At 31.6% G+C, this 17906-nt stretch carries 17 protein-coding genes; 6 read left to right on the forward strand and 11 right to left on the reverse strand.

The features are described 5' to 3' along the window. Nucleotides 1-164: 164 nt before the first annotated feature. The 3 genes from A5893_RS15340 to A5893_RS15350 all read left to right on the forward strand — a co-directional run bounded on the left by A5893_RS15340 (nt 165) and on the right by A5893_RS15350 (nt 4899). On the forward strand, nt 165-2870 hold the full coding sequence (locus A5893_RS15340) for a valine--tRNA ligase (protein WP_068823474.1): 2706 nt from the start codon (nt 165-167) through the stop codon (nt 2868-2870). Nucleotides 2871-3338: 468 nt separating this feature from the next. Further along, the gene (locus A5893_RS15345; protein WP_068823475.1) at nt 3339-4040 is read left to right on the forward strand and encodes a ferritin-like domain-containing protein; all 702 of its coding nucleotides are present in this window, start codon (nt 3339-3341) and stop codon (nt 4038-4040) included. Between the two features lie 10 nt (nt 4041-4050). After that, nucleotides 4051-4899, forward strand: coding sequence for a ferritin-like domain-containing protein (locus A5893_RS15350; protein ID WP_068823476.1), 849 nt, complete (start codon nt 4051-4053; stop codon nt 4897-4899). Between the two features lie 113 nt (nt 4900-5012). Here A5893_RS15350 and A5893_RS15355 read toward each other — a convergent pair whose 3' ends face one another. From A5893_RS15355 to A5893_RS15365, 3 genes are all read right to left on the reverse strand, one after another. Then, nucleotides 5013-5726: a YoaK family protein gene (locus A5893_RS15355; RefSeq protein WP_068823477.1), complete on the reverse strand. Its 714-nt coding sequence runs from the start codon at nt 5724-5726 to the stop codon at nt 5013-5015. A 244-nt stretch (nt 5727-5970) separates the two neighbouring features. Next, nucleotides 5971-6882 (reverse strand): SRPBCC family protein, encoded by a 912-nt coding sequence (locus A5893_RS18130; RefSeq protein ID WP_068823478.1) that lies wholly within the window; start codon nt 6880-6882, stop codon nt 5971-5973. A gap of 6 nt (nt 6883-6888) precedes the next feature. Next, complete coding sequence (locus A5893_RS15365) at nt 6889-7368, reverse strand: DinB family protein (protein ID WP_068823479.1); 480 nt, start codon at nt 7366-7368, stop codon at nt 6889-6891. Between the two features lie 122 nt (nt 7369-7490). Here A5893_RS15365 and A5893_RS15370 point away from each other — a divergent pair, with 122 nt between their 5' ends. After that, the gene (locus A5893_RS15370) at nt 7491-8471 is read left to right on the forward strand and encodes a GlxA family transcriptional regulator (RefSeq protein WP_068823480.1); all 981 of its coding nucleotides are present in this window, start codon (nt 7491-7493) and stop codon (nt 8469-8471) included. Between the two features lie 73 nt (nt 8472-8544). On the opposite strand, the gene A5893_RS15375 is transcribed toward A5893_RS15370, so the two are convergent. Both A5893_RS15375 and A5893_RS15380 read right to left on the reverse strand, forming a co-directional pair. Then, complete coding sequence (locus A5893_RS15375) at nt 8545-9006, reverse strand: hypothetical protein (RefSeq protein WP_082911465.1); 462 nt, start codon at nt 9004-9006, stop codon at nt 8545-8547. A gap of 227 nt (nt 9007-9233) precedes the next feature. Then, nucleotides 9234-10013: a hypothetical protein gene (locus tag A5893_RS15380; protein WP_068823481.1), complete on the reverse strand. Its 780-nt coding sequence runs from the start codon at nt 10011-10013 to the stop codon at nt 9234-9236. Nucleotides 10014-10302: 289 nt separating this feature from the next. Between A5893_RS15380 and A5893_RS15385 the strand changes: the two genes are divergently transcribed. Then, nucleotides 10303-10644 (forward strand): single-stranded DNA-binding protein, encoded by a 342-nt coding sequence (locus tag A5893_RS15385; protein WP_068823482.1) that lies wholly within the window; start codon nt 10303-10305, stop codon nt 10642-10644. Nucleotides 10645-10741: 97 nt separating this feature from the next. Then, nucleotides 10742-11035: a hypothetical protein gene (locus tag A5893_RS15390; RefSeq protein WP_068823483.1), complete on the forward strand. Its 294-nt coding sequence runs from the start codon at nt 10742-10744 to the stop codon at nt 11033-11035. Nucleotides 11036-11109: 74 nt separating this feature from the next. On the opposite strand, the gene A5893_RS15395 is transcribed toward A5893_RS15390, so the two are convergent. The 6 genes from A5893_RS15395 to A5893_RS15420 all read right to left on the reverse strand — a co-directional run bounded on the left by A5893_RS15395 (nt 11110) and on the right by A5893_RS15420 (nt 17882). Continuing rightward, nucleotides 11110-11592, reverse strand: coding sequence for a hypothetical protein (locus A5893_RS15395; RefSeq protein WP_068823484.1), 483 nt, complete (start codon nt 11590-11592; stop codon nt 11110-11112). 32 nt (nt 11593-11624) lie between these two features. Then, nucleotides 11625-12575 carry a hypothetical protein gene (locus tag A5893_RS15400; protein WP_068823485.1) on the reverse strand — a complete coding sequence of 317 codons (951 nt, stop codon included), beginning with the start codon at nt 12573-12575 and terminating at the stop codon, nt 11625-11627. Further along, complete coding sequence (locus A5893_RS15405) at nt 12575-13885, reverse strand: MBOAT family O-acyltransferase (protein WP_232456875.1); 1311 nt, start codon at nt 13883-13885, stop codon at nt 12575-12577. The genes A5893_RS15400 and A5893_RS15405 overlap by 1 nt, the downstream gene beginning before the upstream one ends. Before the next feature lie 120 nt (nt 13886-14005). Beyond that, nucleotides 14006-15106, reverse strand: coding sequence for a glycosyltransferase family 4 protein (locus tag A5893_RS15410; protein ID WP_068823487.1), 1101 nt, complete (start codon nt 15104-15106; stop codon nt 14006-14008). A gap of 2 nt (nt 15107-15108) precedes the next feature. Further along, entirely contained in the window at nt 15109-16317 is a 1209-nt protein-coding gene (locus tag A5893_RS15415; protein WP_068823488.1) for a glycosyltransferase, read from the reverse strand. A 71-nt stretch (nt 16318-16388) separates the two neighbouring features. After that, a complete protein-coding gene (locus A5893_RS15420; protein ID WP_068823489.1) occupies nt 16389-17882 on the reverse strand; it encodes an O-antigen ligase family protein in 1494 nt (497 codons plus the stop codon). Nucleotides 17883-17906 lie beyond the last annotated feature (24 nt).

Below are 17906 nucleotides of genomic sequence, written 5' to 3' on the forward strand. Positions count from 1 at the left end.
GTCTGAATCTTGTCGATCAGGATTTAAGAATAAAAAGGATTGAAAAAATACTAAAGTTTTTCGCTGCTATTCTGTAGAAAACTCGGAGTTTTTGATATTTAAAAATTTATCCTCCTCAAGATAAAAATCCTATTTTTGCAAATTGAAAATATTTTGATTGTTATATGAGTATTGCGAAGACCTACAGCCCTAAAGATTTTGAAGATAAATGGTATCAGTTTTGGATGGAGAATGATTTTTTCAAATCTGTTCCAGATGAGCGTGAACCTTATACCATAGTTATCCCTCCACCAAACGTAACGGGGGTTTTGCATATGGGGCACATGTTAAACAATACCATTCAAGATGTTTTGGTGCGCAGGGCAAGAATGAAAGGCAAAAATGCTTGCTGGGTTCCGGGTACTGATCATGCTTCTATTGCCACTGAAGCTAAAGTGGTGGCGATGCTTAAAGAAAAAGGCATCGATAAAAAAGATATAACAAGGGAAGAATTTTTAGCCTACGCTTATGAATGGAAAAATAAATACGGTGGGATTATTCTTGATCAATTAAAGAAGTTAGGTGCCAGTTGCGATTGGGACAGAACTGCTTTTACTATGGATCCTGCCTTATCTGAAGCTGTAATAGATACTTTCATCCATTTACATGAAAAAGGATTGATTTATCGTGGTGTAAGAATGGTAAACTGGGATCCAAAAGGATTAACAGCCGTTTCTGACGAAGAAGTAATTAGAAAAGAGGTAAACCAGAAGTTGTATTATATAAAGTATCAGATTTCGGAGAAACAAGAATCAAGTAGCAAAAATCAAGACCAAAATAAAGGAGAATCTCAATATTCAATACTTAATACTCAATACTTAACTATAGCTACCACTCGTCCAGAAACCATCATGGCGGATGCTGCGATTTGCATTAATCCAAATGATGAAAGATATTTCCATTTGCATGGTAAAACTGTATTGGTTCCATTAATCAACAGGGAAATTCCAGTTATTTTAGATGAATATGTAACTATGGATTTTGGTACTGGTTGTTTAAAAGTAACTCCGGCTCATGATTTAAATGATTACGAACTTGGACAAAAACATCAATTACCAATTATCGATATTTTAAATGATAATGGAACTTTAAACGAAAAAGCACAAATTTTAATAGGAGAGGAGCGTTTTATTGCGAGAAAGAAAATCGCTAAAATGTTAGAGGAATCTGGAAACTTAGAAAAAGTAGAAGATTACAAATCTCAAATTGGTTTTTCTGAACGTACTGATGCTGCCATAGAACCAAAACTTTCTATGCAATGGTTTTGCAAAATGGATGAAATGGCAAAACCTGCCTTGGATTATGTTATTGAAGGCGAAGTAAAATTAATTCCTGATAAATTTATAAATACTTATCGCCATTGGATGGAAAACGTAAAGGATTGGTGCGTTTCTCGTCAGCTTTGGTGGGGGCAACAAATTCCCGCATGGTATGCTCCAAATGGTGAAGTAGTGGTTGCCAAAACTGCAGAGGATGCAATTTCCCAATTTAGCCTCAAAACTTTAACAAATAATTTAAAACCACCAGATTTAAAACAAGATGAAGATGTTTTAGACACTTGGTTTTCTTCATGGCTGTGGCCGATTTCTGTATTTGACCCTACTGTAATTGCCAATCCTAAAAGTGTAGGTAATGCAGATATTCAATACTATTATCCAACTAATGACTTGGTAACCGCTCCAGAAATTTTATTTTTTTGGGTAGCCAGGATGATCATGGCTGGACATGAATTTAGAGGCGAAGCACCTTTCAAAAACGTATATCTTACCGGAATTGTTAGGGATAAATTAGGTCGTAAAATGTCTAAATCTTTGGGTAATTCTCCAGATCCTTTAGAATTAATTGAAAAATACGGAGCAGATGGAGTGAGGGTTGGGATGTTATTGTGTTCGCCTGCCGGAAACGATATTATGTTTGATGAATCCTCATGCGAACAGGGAAGAAACTTTGCCAATAAAATCTGGAATGCTTTCCGTTTGGTAAAAGGATGGGAAATTGACGAAAGTTTAGCCAACGCAAACCAAACAACTATTACTTGGTTTGAATCTCGTTTTAACGAAGCATTAGAAGAAATTGAGCATAATTTCACTCAATATCGTCTATCAGAAGCTCTAATGGCTTCCTATAAATTAGTTTGGGACGACTTCTGCGCTTGGTATTTAGAAATGGTAAAACCAGCTTATCAACAACCAATTGATGCGGTAACTTACAAAGCAACTATCCAATTTTTTGAAAATATTTTGAAATTGTTGCATCCTTATATGCCTTTCTTAACTGAAGAATTATGGCATGATGAGATATTTGGGGCGAGAACAGAAAAAGATTGCTGTATCATCGCTCAAATGGAAAATTCTAAACCCACAAACACCAAATTATTAAATGAAATTGAAGCTATAAAACAAATCATTTCAGAAATAAGAAACATCAGAAACACCAAACAAATATCGCCAAAAGAAGCTTTAAACCTATCTATTAAAGCAAATTCTCAAATTGATTTTAAAGGTTATCAATCTATTATTATAAAATTAGCCAACATTGCAGAAATAAATTTTGTTAATGAAAAATTAAATGGTGCAGCTTCCTTTTTAATTAACAAGGATGAATTCTTTGTACCATTGATTGGTAATATTGATGTTGAAGCTGAAAGAGAAAGCATTCAAAAGGAAATTATATATTTAAATGGATTTCTAAAAGCCGTAGATGCGAAACTTTCTAATGAACGTTTTGTACAAAATGCAAAACCAGAAGTGGTTGCAAACGAACAAAATAAAAAGGCAGATGCAGAGATGAAAATAAAAATTCTTGAAGAAAGTCTGACTGCTTTGTTATAGTGTTTTAGCCAAAATATTCTTCAAGATCTAAACACAAAAGGATACTTTTTTATTAAAGTATCCTTTTTTTATGATTAAATAAACCAAATTGAAGCCTTAAAATAATAGAATGTAAATAATTTAAAATATTTATTGCACTACATTTAAGTCATAAACTATTTTAAAAGAGTGCATATTACTTTTGATTTGCAAAGGCAAAAATATCTTATAATTCAAAATACTTCTTAATAAAATACCCACTAAAACATGTTTCAGTTTACTAAATGACATTTATTTTTTTATGTTTTTTTCTATTCTTTTTAGCCTAAAAAATTTTGGTTTAATAATAGAATAGAGGTTTTAAGGCGATAGTATTTGAAATTTATTCTGTTTTATTTCTCTATTAAAGATAATTCAACATCCAAGCATCAATTTCTATCGTTTATAACCATGTTAAACAATTTTATTAAACAAAAAAATTAAATTCTTATGAAAATTTTTGAAAAAGATGATCAAGAGTTGTTATCGGAAGAGAAAGGTTTTTTCTCTAAAAAATTACAACGACGCAACTTCTTGCAGTATGCAGGAGCAAGCGCAGCAGGTATTGCTTTAGTAGCAGCAGGATGTAAAAAAGATGACGATTTTAGTAGAGGTTTAGATTTAGGTTCTGGAGATATCGGAATTTTAAATTATGCTTACGCTTTAGAACAATTAGAAGCAGCTTTTTACACTCAGGTTGCGTTAACTCCTTATACAGGAATTTCTTCTACAGAATCTGGATACTTAACTTCTATCAGAGACCATGAGGTTGCGCATAGAGAATTTTTTAAAGCAGCTTTAGGTAATAGTGCAATTCCAGGATTACAAGTAGATTTTTCTTCTATTAATTTTACGGATAGAACCAGTGTTTTAGGAGCTGCTAAAGCTTTTGAAGATTTAGGTGTTTCTGCTTATAACGGTGCTGGTTATTTAATTAAAAGTGCTGATTACTTGACATTGGCAGGTAAAATCGTTTCAGTTGAAGCTCGTCACGCTGCGTTGATTAGGGATTTGATCAGCAATGGAACTTTTGTAGGTTCTGACATTATTGATGCAAACGCTTTAGAAATCACTAGAACTCCTATTGAGGTTTTATCGATTGCAAAAAAATATGTTGTAACTGAAATTAACGCAAGTAATTTACCTTCTTAAATTAAACAAAATGGATTTTATAAAAATATTAAAGGACATTGAAACAATTGATCCTGAAATTACAGATAGATTAAACCCAAGAAGGGCAGCTATTAAAAACATTACTAGCTTCGGTTCTAAAGTTGCGCTTTCTTCTTTACCTTTTGCTTTAGGTACAATGTTTAAAAGAGCCTATGGACAAACTTCTAATACTGTTAATGATGTTTTAAACTTTGCATTAACACTAGAATACCTAGAAGCAGATTTTTACACAAAAGGAAATGCGAGTGTAGTTTACTCAACAGCTCCAGCTGCAGCGCAAGGTGCTTTAACTCAAATTGCAAAAGATGAAAATGCTCACGTTGCATTTTTAAAATCAGTTTTAGGTACTGCCGCAGTTGCAAAACCTACTTTTAATTTTACTAATTCTTTTCCAACAGTTTTTACTGATTATGCTACCTATTTAGCAGTAGCTCAAGGTTTAGAAGATACAGGTGTAAGAGCTTATAAAGGACAAGCGCCTGCTTTGTTAGGTAATAAAGTTGTTTTAACTGCAGCTTTAAGTATTCACTCTGTTGAAGCTCGTCATGCGTCTCACATCCGTCAGATGAGAAGAGCATTATCAACAAGTGGAGTTACAAACGTAATCACTCCATGGATTTCTTTAGGTGCAAACGGACAAGCTAATGATTCTGGTGTACCAGCATTAGATAAAACATTTGCAGGTGAGGATAATAAAACACAAGGTGGTGTTGACATTACAACATTAAATGGAGCGGTAGCGGGAACTAAAATTTCTGCAAAAGCTGCTGTTGAATGTTTCGATGAACCATTAACTATGGCTGCTGTATTAGATATCGCTAAGCAGTTTATCGTTTAATTAGAAATTTTTTAATTATCATTCAAAAAGCGGAATTATGTTCCGCTTTTTTTGTTTTAAAGGAGTATGATTTTAAATAAAATATATCTAAGCCACTATAATTCTTATTAAAACTAATTTCTTTTCCAACTTAAAACCCTAAATTTTAAATTATCATAAAATAATCCGACTATTAACATAGTTGATGGAAGTAGTAATAGATAAAAACTCATAAAAGGATAAAAAATTCCACCTAGCAAACCTCCTGTAAAGAAAAAGGTGATTATTCTTAGTCTAAGTTTAATAGTTGAAATCAATTTTTTTTGCTGATCTGCTTGTTTGTAAAAAAACAATTGAGATAGTTCAATGCCTAAATCAGTAAAAAGTCCTGTTAAATGTGTTGTTCTTACCACTGCATTTGAGATTCTTGTCACTAAAGAATTTTGTAAACCCATAGCAAAAAGTAAACTATAAGCAATTAGGTTTGCATGGTTTTTAATCAGGATATTCCCAGTTACCGCTATGGTTATTAAAATTACAGATTCGATGATTGTAGGGATGAAAAAAATAAATTTATCGTTTTTTATGGCGATAATTTCTACTAGTAAGCTCGAAAAAAAGGATCCTAAAAAAAAGAATAAGATAAAAAGAAAGAATATAAAGCTTTCGGTAAAATGGAATTTAAAAACCTCATCAATAAAAAACGCAAAATGACCAGTTACGTTAGTAGTAAGCCTTTTTACAGATAAAAATCCAACAACATTTACTACCCCCGCTACAAACGAAAGTAATGAAGCTATTTTTTTGTTATGGCTTAAGGTTCTTGACTTACCCTGATGTCTAAACATTATTCATTTTAATCCTAATTTAAAATGGTTCGAGACCTTATTTAAATCAAGATTAATGCTTAAGGTACATATTTTTAAATTAATTAATCTCGCTAATTTTTATGCATATTAGTTCTTGATCTTATAGTTTAGTGAACAGATTTTCTAAATAATTTAAATTCATGGCAAATCCTCTTTCAAAACCCAATTAAATCATTTTTTTCATACGTTCAAGAGATTCAATTTTAATCATAACATTCACTTACTAACTAAAAACCTGAGTTCCTTTGCCGGTTGTTATTAAGCTAAATAAACTTTTTTGGATGAGTTGTTCCCATCCCCAAGAGCAACCTCCGTAACACTCAAATTGTGGTACTAAACCTAAATGTGTAAACCTAACCTGGGTTTTATTATTGATTTCCTTTACCTCAAAAATTATTTTTGTGCCTGTCCATTCTGATGAGTTAGCAAAGTTCAAATTACTATCAGAAACTAACCAAACTACTTTTTTATCAGGAATTAATTCTATTATTTTTTGTTTAGAAAGATGAACTTCTTTCATTTGATATTCAAACTCATCATCAAGTTTCTGTGTTTCTCCCTTAATTTCTCCTTGCCACCACCCACGCACATTGTTTATGGCTTTAAAAGCTTCGGCTGGTGTTTGGTTAACAAAAAAAGTGCTCGTGAAATCAGTTGCTGATAATGCTTTCTCATCATCTGTTTGTGCTTGGTTATTAGCATTTGGTTGTCCTTTTCCTGTCGTGATCAAATTGTATAAACTTTCTCCGATGTAGGTATTCCAGGCATTTTCGCAAATATCGTAACATTCATATTCGGGGACTAAACCAATTTGAGTAAACTGCAAATATGTTTTATTGTCTTGCTCGGATATTTCAAAGACGAGATGATTACCTTTCCATTCTTCGTTGTTTTTGGTAAAACTAAAATAGTTGTCCAAAACTTCCCAAACCACTTTTTGATTAGGTACCATCTCAGTTATTTTCATGGTACAACGATGCACATCCTGATAATGATAGGTCCATTCGCCGTTTAATTTATCAGTTTCTCCTTCAATTTCTTCACTCCACCAACTTCGCACATTGTTAATGGCATTAAATACCTCACTCGCCGATTGATCAACTATAAATGATGTTGTATAATTTTCTGTTTTCATCTTAGATTATTTAAGTAAGACCATTTGCCCAATGTGGTATTGTAAATGAGAAGTTCTGGTGATGATGATATTTAATTTATTCCGGGAAGGGTCCTTAACAAAATCCTCATCAGAAACAGCGGTATGTTTTTCTAACCATTGTTCTGGCTTTAATCCTTCGAATTTTTGGTTTAATACGTTACACTGTTCACTCCAAAATGTTCTTAATTCTGATACAGATGGCATTGGTGTGTCTGGGTGATCAGGTAGTTTTAAAAAAGGTTCATATAAAGATGGATATTGTTTTTCACCCATATCAAGGAGTCTGATCATATCATCATGAACTGCAATTAAATGCCCTAATAAATAAATTCCCCTGTTTTTTGAAGGCGCAATTTCCCTCAATAAATCCTCATCTGATAGAATGCTGAGCAAATGATCACAACTTTTTAAGGATGCTATCCAACGGTCCTTCACCATTTTTACGATTAATTCTGTTTGTTCCATTTTTAGATTTTAATTTATAATGCTGTAAATCTATGGTCTAAATATGATTGTGAGGAGTTGTAAAATAGACATTCTAGTGGGTTGATTTAGACAATCGAAATCATTACTTTTGTCTATAAATCATGAAACATCTTACGATCTTAATACCTAATGGAGAAAATAACTTAAGTAGCATTACTGGTGCGTATGAAATATTTAGAAAGGCAAATGCTTATTGGGAAGCAAACTTTAAAAATGAATTATTTGCCATTCAACTTGCTGGTGTTTCAGAAAAAGTAGATTTTAACGGAGGCTTATTTTCGGTAAAGCCTCATTGCATTATATCAGACCTTAAAAAAACTGACTTAATTATTATCCCTTCGTTAAATCATAATTATGAATTAGCATTAGCTAAAAATGAGCTTTTAATTGAGTGGCTAGAAAAGCAATATAAAAACGGGGCGGAAATAGCAAGTATTTGTACAGGGGCATTTATGCTTGCGGCATCAGGATTGTTGGATGGAAAAAGTTGCTCTACACATTGGTCGGTAACCGAGAATTTTAGAATAAAGTTCCCTAAGGTTAATTTACAAGCTGATCAATTAATTACAGATGAAAAAGGAATTTATACAAATGGTGGGGCTTATTCATTTTTGAATTTAATGTTATACCTAATCGAAAAGTATTACGATAGAAAAACTGCAATTTATTGTTCAAAGGTGTTTCAGATAGAAATGGATAGGAATACGCAATCTGAGTTTGCTATTTTCACCGGGCAAAAAAAACATGACGATTTAATGGTGCAATCGGCACAAGCTTATATAGAAAATAATTTGGATGAGAAAATTGTCATAGAGAATTTATCAACTCTGTTAAACGTTGGACGAAGAAATTTTGACAGGAGGTTTATTAAAGCTACCGGAAATACACCCATAGAATATACACAAAGGGTTAAAGTAGAGGCGGCAAAAAAGTTGTTTGAAACAAACCGTAAAACTATTAACGAAGTAATGTACGATGTTGGCTACTCTGATGTAAAAGCTTTTCGTGAAGTTTTCAGGAAAATTACCGGAATGTCTCCGCTAGATTATAAAGGCAGATATTACAAGGATTCGGTTTTTTAATGAGCTTCATTTATCCACTGAACCGCCAATTTCTTATAGCTATTGTAATGGCTGTGAATATTGTTTCATTAGGTTATTCTATTGTTATGCTTCCTTTTTTTCCAATGTTTACATGTTTGTCAAAAGTAAAGTCAAAATGTTTTGCGTTACCTTTTTCGCCTTTTAATTTTTCTGTTAGTCGTCCGTATTCTTTTCCGTTTTCATCAAAGATTTTAATGGTAATTTCTTGATCAAAGTTGTCGTTGAAAATAAAGTATGCAGTTAAAATATTGTCAGTAGTTGAGTTTGAAGAATTAATTAAAACTTCGCCAAGTTCAAGTCCTTTCTCTTTTAATTGGTCAGAAATTTTTACGTCATTATCAAAAGTCTTTTTCACACCTTTGTAAATTCCTTCGCCAAATTCAGAGCCTGTTTTCCCAACAATTTCGCCTGTTTTGTTAACAGCTTTTTTTGTCTTGTCCTTAGCCCAATCGCAAGATGACAATGCTAGTGTCAAAACCGATAATGTCATTAATATTGATATTGCTTTTTTCATTTTTTTTTGTTTAGATTTTATTTGTTTTATAATTGTCGTCTATGTTTAGGTTTCAAGTTTTCTATTTGGGTGCGTCTCTTTACTTGCACCTAACGGTTTAAGGCTTGGCGATGGTGGGGCATTTGGAAAACGTCAGCCCAACCTTTGCACAAATGCCCAATAGTAGCACAAATGTTGAATTTACTACTGTCTGCCCCACTATTGCCAAACCGATGTTGTATGCAGTTTTAATAATACTCAATCCTTCTAAATTCAGTCCAATAATTTTGATTTGTAAACTGTAAACGGTATTTCCAATTTTCCCCGTCGTATAAATATTTATACTCTGTTTTTTGTATTGGCTTTCCCACATATTTGCTTATACTAACTATTTCATTTCCATATTCGTCAAATTCTTTTTCAAAATATACTTGATAGGAAGAGTCCTCTTTTGACAACAATTCAAAGTTTATTCTATGTTGTATTTCTTTGCCCCTTTTGTCAAGTCTTACAAAATGTCTTTCGGCTAAGATTCCTTCTTTATTTATTCTGTCTTCAACGTAGCTGTACTCGTCTTTCCATTCATATATTCTAGTTTCCTTTTTAGCGTCATCATTATATGACTCATATTCATCCTTTATTTTTTGTTTTTTACTATTATAATTAATTTTATTCCTTGCCCAAAAACCTGAACTGTCAAATGTTCCATAATAATGTAAAGACTCGACTAACAAATTATTTTCGTAAAGATATTTTGAAAGATAAGTTTTAGTAAGAGGTTTATTATAATAGTTTTTGAAAGTCAATAATTCTATAGGGTTTTTGTTATTGTCAAACTTTCTTTCTATTATATTATCTGGATTCATTTCTCTGTCAAACCCATTTTCTTTTATAATGTTTCCATTTGTGTCAAAATTTTCAACTTTATATAATCCTATTTTTATTTTAAAAATTTCGTCTGACTTATTTGGTTCTGATTTGCCGTCAACCCTGTAATATTCAATACTTTTTATTTTTCTTTCTTTCATTTTGTATGAGCAACTAATTGTCAAAATAATAATTGCGAAAAGATACCGATAATCAAATTTTATAATTCTCATATTTCATTTTAAGATTTTGAGGTTTCTGCAAATTGCATACAACTTACATATATATCCAATTCCCCCCTAACCATCATTCCCGTATTATCCGTTTATATACGGATATAAATGATTAACATCCGACTAGGTTTCTGCGTTATCCTCACCTTTGTTTTGTCGGTTAGCCATGGTGGTTAACTGTTCTTTAACAAGTATATACAATTTAATTTTTAAGATCATGACAAATTTAAGAAACAGTGTAAGATTAATCGGATTTTTAGGTTCGGCACCAGAAGTAAAGGAATTTTCTGCAACAAAGAAAATCGCCAAACTAAATTTAGCCACTAATGATTCGTACAAAAATGAAAAAGGAGAGAAGGTAGAAGAAACCCAATGGCATCAATTGGTAATGTGGGATAAGCAAGCAGATATTGCTATTAAATATCTACAAAAAGGCAGTGAAGTAGCCATAGAAGGAAAACTGGTAACCCGAACTTATAATGATAAAGAAGGGGTTAAACGTTACGTTACTGAAATTGTGGTTAATGATTTTGTTTTATTGGGTAAAAAACCAGCTTAAATCCTAAATCAGTTAACTGGCATTTTATTGCTAAATCAGTGAAATTTATCATTGGCACAGTTAGTGGATATACGTATTTATACCAATAATTTAAAAGATGGATAAGTTAAAAAAATTCGATTTAATGGAGAAAATAACCCGTGAGTTAGACGATTTAAAACATAGTCAAACAGCGGTTATTCAGAAAATAGGGAAAATAGAGGTTGATAATATGGAACTTAATAATGCAAAACTAGAAGACAAGCTTGGTATAATGCACCAAAATGCTGCTGATATTTTAGATTCTATTGCCGCTGTTTTAGAAAACTTTGAAGAAGTTAAAAACAAGTTTGAAGGTAAAAATAATATCGCTGGTTTAAGGGAACAAGAAATATTGGATGGCTTGAAATAGTCAAATCATCTTAAATAAAAACTCGATATAAATTTGATTTTATATCGAGTTTTTTTGTGGGTTTTATAAAAGAATTAATTCTTATTCAGTTTCTTTAAATCCTTTTTTCTTTGCCTTAAAGCTTTAGCAAATTCATCTGCTTTCTCATCCTTAATGGTCACAATGATAACTCCGTTTTTTCCATCATCACCATATTTTTTAGTCTGTTCTTCATTTTTTAAAATATTAATGCTTAAAATATCATTTGGATTGATGATGTTAAGAATCGCATTATTTGTAGAATCTTTAGAAAGAAATTCTTTCTTCCCATACTTTATAATAGTTAAAGGTGAGCCAATCATGTTTGCCCTTGATGGTACGCAAATACGTATATTAGAATTTTGAGAACTATCAGTTGCATTCCTTTTTTGCTGATGATGCGGTAAATCAGTTTTTAGAATATTATCAATCTCATTATATTTTTTGTTGATAATTACAGTATCCGTTGTAGAATTTCGCTGTGCAAAAACAGAAAAAGATGAAAGTATAATTGATAATATTAAAATTGTGTTTTTCATTCTATAAATTTAGAAAAATTAATCGAACGATTTTATTTTATCCTATCGGCTAATTCTTTAGAGAATTTTTCTGCTCCTAAATTGTTTAAATGAAATTCATCAGCAAAAAGCTGATAATGGTTGTTATAATTATCATCATGAGAATAATCTAAAAAAGTAACATTTGGATAATCTTTGGCTATTATTTCCAATAAAATCTTTTCCTTTGATTTAGGTTCTTTTAATATAGTTGGTGAGATAATGACGTATGTTTTGATTTTCAAATCTTTACATCGCTGTAAAAACTCACGATAATAAACCATTGCTTTTTCATCAATTTTGATGTTTTGTTTTGCCCTTTTCTCGTTATAAATTCTTTGTTGTTCTTTATATTCCTGAAACTGATTTTTAGGAATTGTTCTCACCAACGGAAAATATCCTCTATCATCCTCTGGTAATTTGTTGGAGAACAAATGATCATATGTAGAAATGAGTAGGGTAGAATTATATGGGTAGGTTTTGCTAATAAATTTTATGTTCTCAAAATCACTAATTTCTGAGGTGTATTTCTTTAAAAGTGGATGTTCGCCTACGTAAGGAAGCAGGCTAGCTAATTTTATATATTTTGATTCATTTGGTCCAAGTTCCCAAATGTTAACATCCAGAATGATAATCTTTGGGATTTTTCTTTGTAAAATTACTTCTTGTGCAGCACAATAGTAGGGTAAAAACTGTCCATCGCTGCCAGCATTATAAATTGATTTTTGAAGTTTGGTTGATAATATTTCTGAAGAGTAATGATGTAAAGCCCTGGAACTTCCAAAAACTAAAATATCTGGAGCTGCCTTGTCTAAAGTATAAGTAGTTTGTGCAAACTGCCCAATTTTTAAGCTGAAGTAAGATTTTTCTAAAGCAAATCCAATCAATCTATCGCATAAGAAAAGCAGCGCTATAAATATTGCTAGATTTCTTAAAAATATTTTCAGGCTTAATTTCTCCATCATTAAAACTGAAAGTAAATAAACTGTCCGCCATTAAAAACCCCGAAAATTAAAATGATAAATAGCAAACCAACTACAGATGCATACCTCACAATTGGGTATTTGTTGTCCATCATTTTAAATGATGGTTTAAACTCCATAAAGTATTCTATGGTAAAAAGTAAAATAATAGCAATAACACAATGCCCCATTTGGTTAACTCCGTTTCCTAAAAATGGCATTTGCCCAAATGTTTTAAGGTTGCTGATCAATTGAAAGGAATCTGAAAGTGTATTTGCTCTAAAGAAAATCCACGCAAAAGTGACGATTAAAAATACAAAAATCCCTTTAAAAAGATTGAAAGTCATTAAACCGAATCGTGGTAATTTATCCTCGAAAACATTTAAAGGTCGCTTTATAATTAAGCCAATAATTTGATAAAACCCATGCAAAGCACCCCAGATAATAAAGTTATAGCTTGCTCCATGCCATAAACCACTGATGATAAATACAATAAATAGATTTAAAAATCTTCTGGATATTTTAACACGATTTCCACCTAATGGAATGTACAAATAATCCCTAAACCAGGTAGAAAGTGAGATATGCCATCTTCCCCAAAATTCTGAGATAGATTTTGCAAAATAAGGGCGTTTAAAATTGGTCATTAAATCAAAACCCATGGTTCTGGCTGCGCCAATTGCAATATCAGAATAGCCAGAAAAATCGCAATAGATTTGTATGGCAAAAAATATAGAGCTTAAAACAACTGTGGAGCCATTGTGGAGTTCTGGATTTGGATAAACGGTATCAACATAAATAGAAAGTCGATCTGCAACTACCAGTTTTTTAAAAAATCCCCAGGCCATTTGCTTTAAACCTTCAGACATATTTGCATAAGAAAACTGATGTTTCATGTGCAATTGAGGCAAGATGTTTTGCGGTCTTTCAATTGGTCCGGCGACTAATTGAGGGTAAAACATCACATACAAACTGTAAATCCCAAAATGTTTTTCTGCTTTTTGGTTACCCCGATAAACCTCTATAGTATAACTCATTGCCTGGAAAGTGTGAAATGATAAACCAATGGGCAACAAGATATTTAAATAGGGGATATGGTTTTGTAAATTTACGCTGGTGGCTAAAAAAGAGATGTTATCGTTGATGAAATTATAATATTTGAATATCGCCAAAATGCCGATGTTGGCTATTAAACTACATATTAATAATAATTTACGCTTTTTACCGACAGATTTTTCGATGTAAATTCCTGCTAAATAATCTACAATAATGGTAAAACCGAGTATGAGGATATAAACTGGAACAAATGCCATATAGAAATAGCAACTTGCAGCCAGCAACAAAAACCATCGACTTTTAAATGGTAAAACGTAGTATAAAATGGTTACAATTACAAAAAAGAAAACAAAATCTAGCGAGTTGAACAGCATAAACTAAGCAAGCGTTTTATATAGTGCTAATGTTTTATCCATTGATTTTTGTAGTGGGAAATCCATTAATCTTATGTTTCCTTTATCGATTAATTGTTTCCTTAATTCGCTATCGCCGATTAGTTTTTCTATTTGAAAAATCAAATCTTCCAAATCAAAAGGACTAAAAAAGGCGGCAGCTTCATTTGCAATTTCTTCAAAGCAATCTGTTTTACTTAATAAAACAGGGCATTGGGCTTTAAAAGCTTCTAAAATAGGTAATCCAAAACCTTCATACAAAGATGGATAGATAAAAAGTAAAGCATTTTTGTAGAGATGGTTTAATTGCCCATCGCTAACATTAAAATGTCTTACCTTATCATTCAGCTTTAAGCGATTGATGATTTCTACATCTGCACCTTCTAAATTTCCTCCTCCAGATAAAACCAGTTGTATATCCGAGTTTTTCTTTGAGATTTCTGCGAAGGCATCTAATAACAAATAGAAATTTTTATAACCGCCTCTATCGCCAATAAAAAGTAAATAATTTTTTGGTAGGTTTTTTATTTCTTCAAAAAACAAAGGCGTTTCTAAATCAATTCCATGATAGATTACTTCTACTTTCTTTTCATCAACGGGCAAATAGGTCAGTAAATCTCTTTTTGTAGTTTCAGAAATGGCAATAATTTTATCGGCTCTATCGGCATTTATTCTTTTATAGCTTGTTAAAGGGTCTTTAACCCAAAAATACTGTGGCAAACGTTCATGCGTCATATCATGAATGGTGGTTACCATTGGTTTTTTGAGCTTATTAATGAAATACGGCTCGTAATAAGTGGGATGGAAAATATCGAAATTGTTTTGATTGAGCAGGTGTTTGCAATACAATTCGTTTAGTTTAAAGGTTCTAAAACCATATTCAGATTTTAGAAAAAAATCGGCTAGAGCAGTATTTAAAATTTGCTTTTCGTCTTTGATATAATAGTTTTTAGAATTTGCTACGCCTAATAGATATTCAAATTCTGGGTTTTGTTTTATGGCATTAATAATATTGGCAAAATAACGGCTTATGCCTCCAAATTTTTGGGTGGTAAATTTTTGATGGTCAAAAAAGATTTTTGGCATAATTAATCTTCCTTCTTTTCTAAATGTTTTTGCAAGATATTAGAAAATTCATCTAATCTTTTATCCCATGTATTATCCTTTGCAGCTTTTAACCTCAAATTTTGTTTTTCCTGGTTATCATTAAGCAAGGCATCATTTATCGCATTAGAAAATTCATCCGCAGTTTTGCAATAGGGAACTGTTCCATTTGTAAATTCATCAAGATCTATATTAAAATCTGTTGAGATTACGGGTTTTCCGCTTCCTAAATATTCAAAAAGCTTTAACGGAAATATATTATGGCTCACACTATCCTTTTTAAATGGAATAATGGCAACATCAAATCCTTTTAAAACAGATGGCATCAACTTGTAAGGTACCTGTTCAATCAAATAAAGATTCGGGGTTTCTTTTTTTATCTTCTTAAGATATTCTGCTTCAATTGGGCCAACAAAAACGAAGCTTTTATCGCTATTCAATTTCATTACCTTTTCTAACATTCGGTAATCAATACGCCTTTCAATATTTCCGAAATAACCAATTATTGGCTTTTTTATATCAAGAATATTTGGATGGATTTCTGTTGTTTCAGAGTTTGCTTTTTCGCTGTGTTCAAAATCTGCAGCGTTTGGCACAAAAAAAGTATAAGGATGTTGTTCTAATTTATTTTTATACAATTCTTTACTGGTGCAAATCACCAGATCAGCATTTTTTAAAATAATTTCTTCAGATAAATGCCCATGTTTTGCATCATAATCTTCTATAATTGGATCTACACAGTGATAAACGTTTAGCTTGGCATTTAACAATGTCCCAATATTTGGATAATGAATATTAAAAGAATTGATGAAGATGAAATCTTTAATCTTATATTTTTTCTTGATTTTTTCTATCCGCTTTACTATTAAACTTTCGTTATAACTCAAAAGCTTTCTATACAGAGAACCTTCTGGTATAAAGTTGATAGATAAAAGAACGGGAGTAATTAAAATATGAAGATTTGGAGTTTCAGTTGCTAATAAACCATCAGAAGAAGCGGTAAATAAATCTCTCTTTTTTTTAAATTCCGGAGAAGTTTTTAACCGATAATAATCTTTAATCGTTGCTGGGTATTCGATATAAAAAACAGTGTTATTTTTTGAGAGATATTTGGCTACTGTAAAACCTGTAGATTCTATTGGAGCATCATATTTTGCATTGCTTAAGATAAATACAAAAGTGTTTTCCAGCATCTAATTTTATTAATTATTAAAGATTAACGTTCCCAAAATAAACAATTAGAAATCAATAATAAAAACAATGTTTAAACCACCCTGTAATCTATTATTTTTTTCTTTTCTTCTTTCACGATAGTTGGTGAAGCTTCTTGTTTTCTATCATCAAATATTTTAGTTAAGGTGATGATTGCCAACACTAAATAAAAATAAATACTCAATGGATACTGAACTATGGATTCCTGAGGATAATTGGCCAGTGAAAAGGCGAAAACTATCAATATCATTGATAAACAAATTGCCTTTAATTCTGGATCTCTTATGGTGAAAAAGTTTTTAATCCCAACATAAAGACTAGTAAACATGATACTACATATCAATAATAAGCCAACCCATCCTAATTCCATTGCAACACGTACATAACCACTATCAGGGGGAAATTGCGCTAAAAAAGAATTTGGTGCAAATCGAGCTCCCCAAATACCAGAACCGCCTAAACCACCACCAAATGGATGAGTTTGTATAAAAGGCTGCACCTTTTTTTGATTTAATTTACGCACATTATAAGAAGCATCTTGATTTGGCCTAAAAGCAGTTTGAAAACGAGCTAGTGTTGAATTAGATGTTGGAGCGTTAATTAATATTAAAAAAACGATGGTTAAAGGAATGGTTGCCGTAATTAAATATCTGTTCAATTTTAAGACTACTAACATTAAAAATGCAGCTGGTACTAAAATATATGCCGATCTGGTACCAGAATAGGTCATCACGGTTAAAAAGAGAATAGCCATTGCACCCAAAGCTACTTTCCATTTAGTTTTAAAAGGTCCTGTTAATAATCCAATACATAATAACGCAGCCGCAGCCATATTGTAAGAAAATGCTACAGGATCAGAAAATATGGCGTTCTTTCTCCAACGTCCATCAATAAAGTTTAAGTTGATGTATAATTGATCATATTGATTCTTTTGCTCAAAAGCAAAAAATCCGAAATACTCCTGTTTAATAGCCCACAAAGCTGCAAATACGGATAACGACAGCCAAAAAATTAAAATGGTTCTCAAAAACTTCACATTATTAATGTAGTAGGTGAAGATGTAATAGGAAAGCATAACCAATGCAACACTTCTAATGGTGTAAAGCCATGCTAATTTTGATGCTGCTACAGGATTAAAAACTTGCAATAAATTATACCCAATCCAAATTATTAGAACATACGAAATAGGATTTTTAAATATCCAATAGTTACGATTGTATTTTTGCTTGATAAAAAACGCAAAGATTAAAACCACCAACATACCATCCATCAATGTTCCTAAAGGAAATGTTGTGGTAACTAATGTAATTAAAAAGATGATGAAATATGAACCAAACATTAAGGCTAGTACAGCAAATTTGGGCTCTTTAATTACTATATAAATAAATACGATAGCAAAAGAAAAAAGAAGGGGTAACAATCCATATTTAAAGCCATAATTTGTGAAAACAAAAGCACTAATTATTGATAGCAAAATCATGATGATCAATGCTATTGGCAATTTTGATTTATCGTAACTTTCTGATTGAATTTCTAAATTTTCCATTAAAAGAACACGATTTTAAAAGCG

Source organism: Pedobacter psychrophilus (assembly GCF_001652725.1).
GTDB lineage: Bacteria > Bacteroidota > Bacteroidia > Sphingobacteriales > Sphingobacteriaceae > Pseudopedobacter > Pseudopedobacter psychrophilus.

Coding starts and splice junctions, on each gene's coding strand:
- A5893_RS15385 (WP_068823482.1), top strand. CDS start 10,303: ATGACAAATTTAAGAAACAGTGTAAGATTAATCGGATTTTTAGGTTCG.
- A5893_RS15370 (WP_068823480.1), top strand. CDS start 7,491: ATGAAACATCTTACGATCTTAATACCTAATGGAGAAAATAACTTAAGT.
- A5893_RS15365 (WP_068823479.1), bottom strand. CDS start 7,368: ATGGAACAAACAGAATTAATCGTAAAAATGGTGAAGGACCGTTGGATA.
- A5893_RS15420 (WP_068823489.1), bottom strand. CDS start 17,882: ATGGAAAATTTAGAAATTCAATCAGAAAGTTACGATAAATCAAAATTG.
- A5893_RS15415 (WP_068823488.1), bottom strand. CDS start 16,317: ATGCTGGAAAACACTTTTGTATTTATCTTAAGCAATGCAAAATATGAT.
- A5893_RS15405 (WP_232456875.1), bottom strand. CDS start 13,885: ATGGCATTTGTTCCAGTTTATATCCTCATACTCGGTTTTACCATTATT.
- A5893_RS15390 (WP_068823483.1), top strand. CDS start 10,742: ATGGATAAGTTAAAAAAATTCGATTTAATGGAGAAAATAACCCGTGAG.
- A5893_RS15350 (WP_068823476.1), top strand. CDS start 4,051: ATGGATTTTATAAAAATATTAAAGGACATTGAAACAATTGATCCTGAA.
- A5893_RS15400 (WP_068823485.1), bottom strand. CDS start 12,575: ATGATGGAGAAATTAAGCCTGAAAATATTTTTAAGAAATCTAGCAATA.
- A5893_RS18130 (WP_068823478.1), bottom strand. CDS start 6,882: ATGAAAACAGAAAATTATACAACATCATTTATAGTTGATCAATCGGCG.
- A5893_RS15375 (WP_082911465.1), bottom strand. CDS start 9,006: ATGAAAAAAGCAATATCAATATTAATGACATTATCGGTTTTGACACTA.
- A5893_RS15355 (WP_068823477.1), bottom strand. CDS start 5,726: ATGTTTAGACATCAGGGTAAGTCAAGAACCTTAAGCCATAACAAAAAA.
- A5893_RS15395 (WP_068823484.1), bottom strand. CDS start 11,592: ATGAAAAACACAATTTTAATATTATCAATTATACTTTCATCTTTTTCT.
- A5893_RS15380 (WP_068823481.1), bottom strand. CDS start 10,013: ATGAAAGAAAGAAAAATAAAAAGTATTGAATATTACAGGGTTGACGGC.
- A5893_RS15340 (WP_068823474.1), top strand. CDS start 165: ATGAGTATTGCGAAGACCTACAGCCCTAAAGATTTTGAAGATAAATGG.
- A5893_RS15345 (WP_068823475.1), top strand. CDS start 3,339: ATGAAAATTTTTGAAAAAGATGATCAAGAGTTGTTATCGGAAGAGAAA.
- A5893_RS15410 (WP_068823487.1), bottom strand. CDS start 15,106: ATGCCAAAAATCTTTTTTGACCATCAAAAATTTACCACCCAAAAATTT.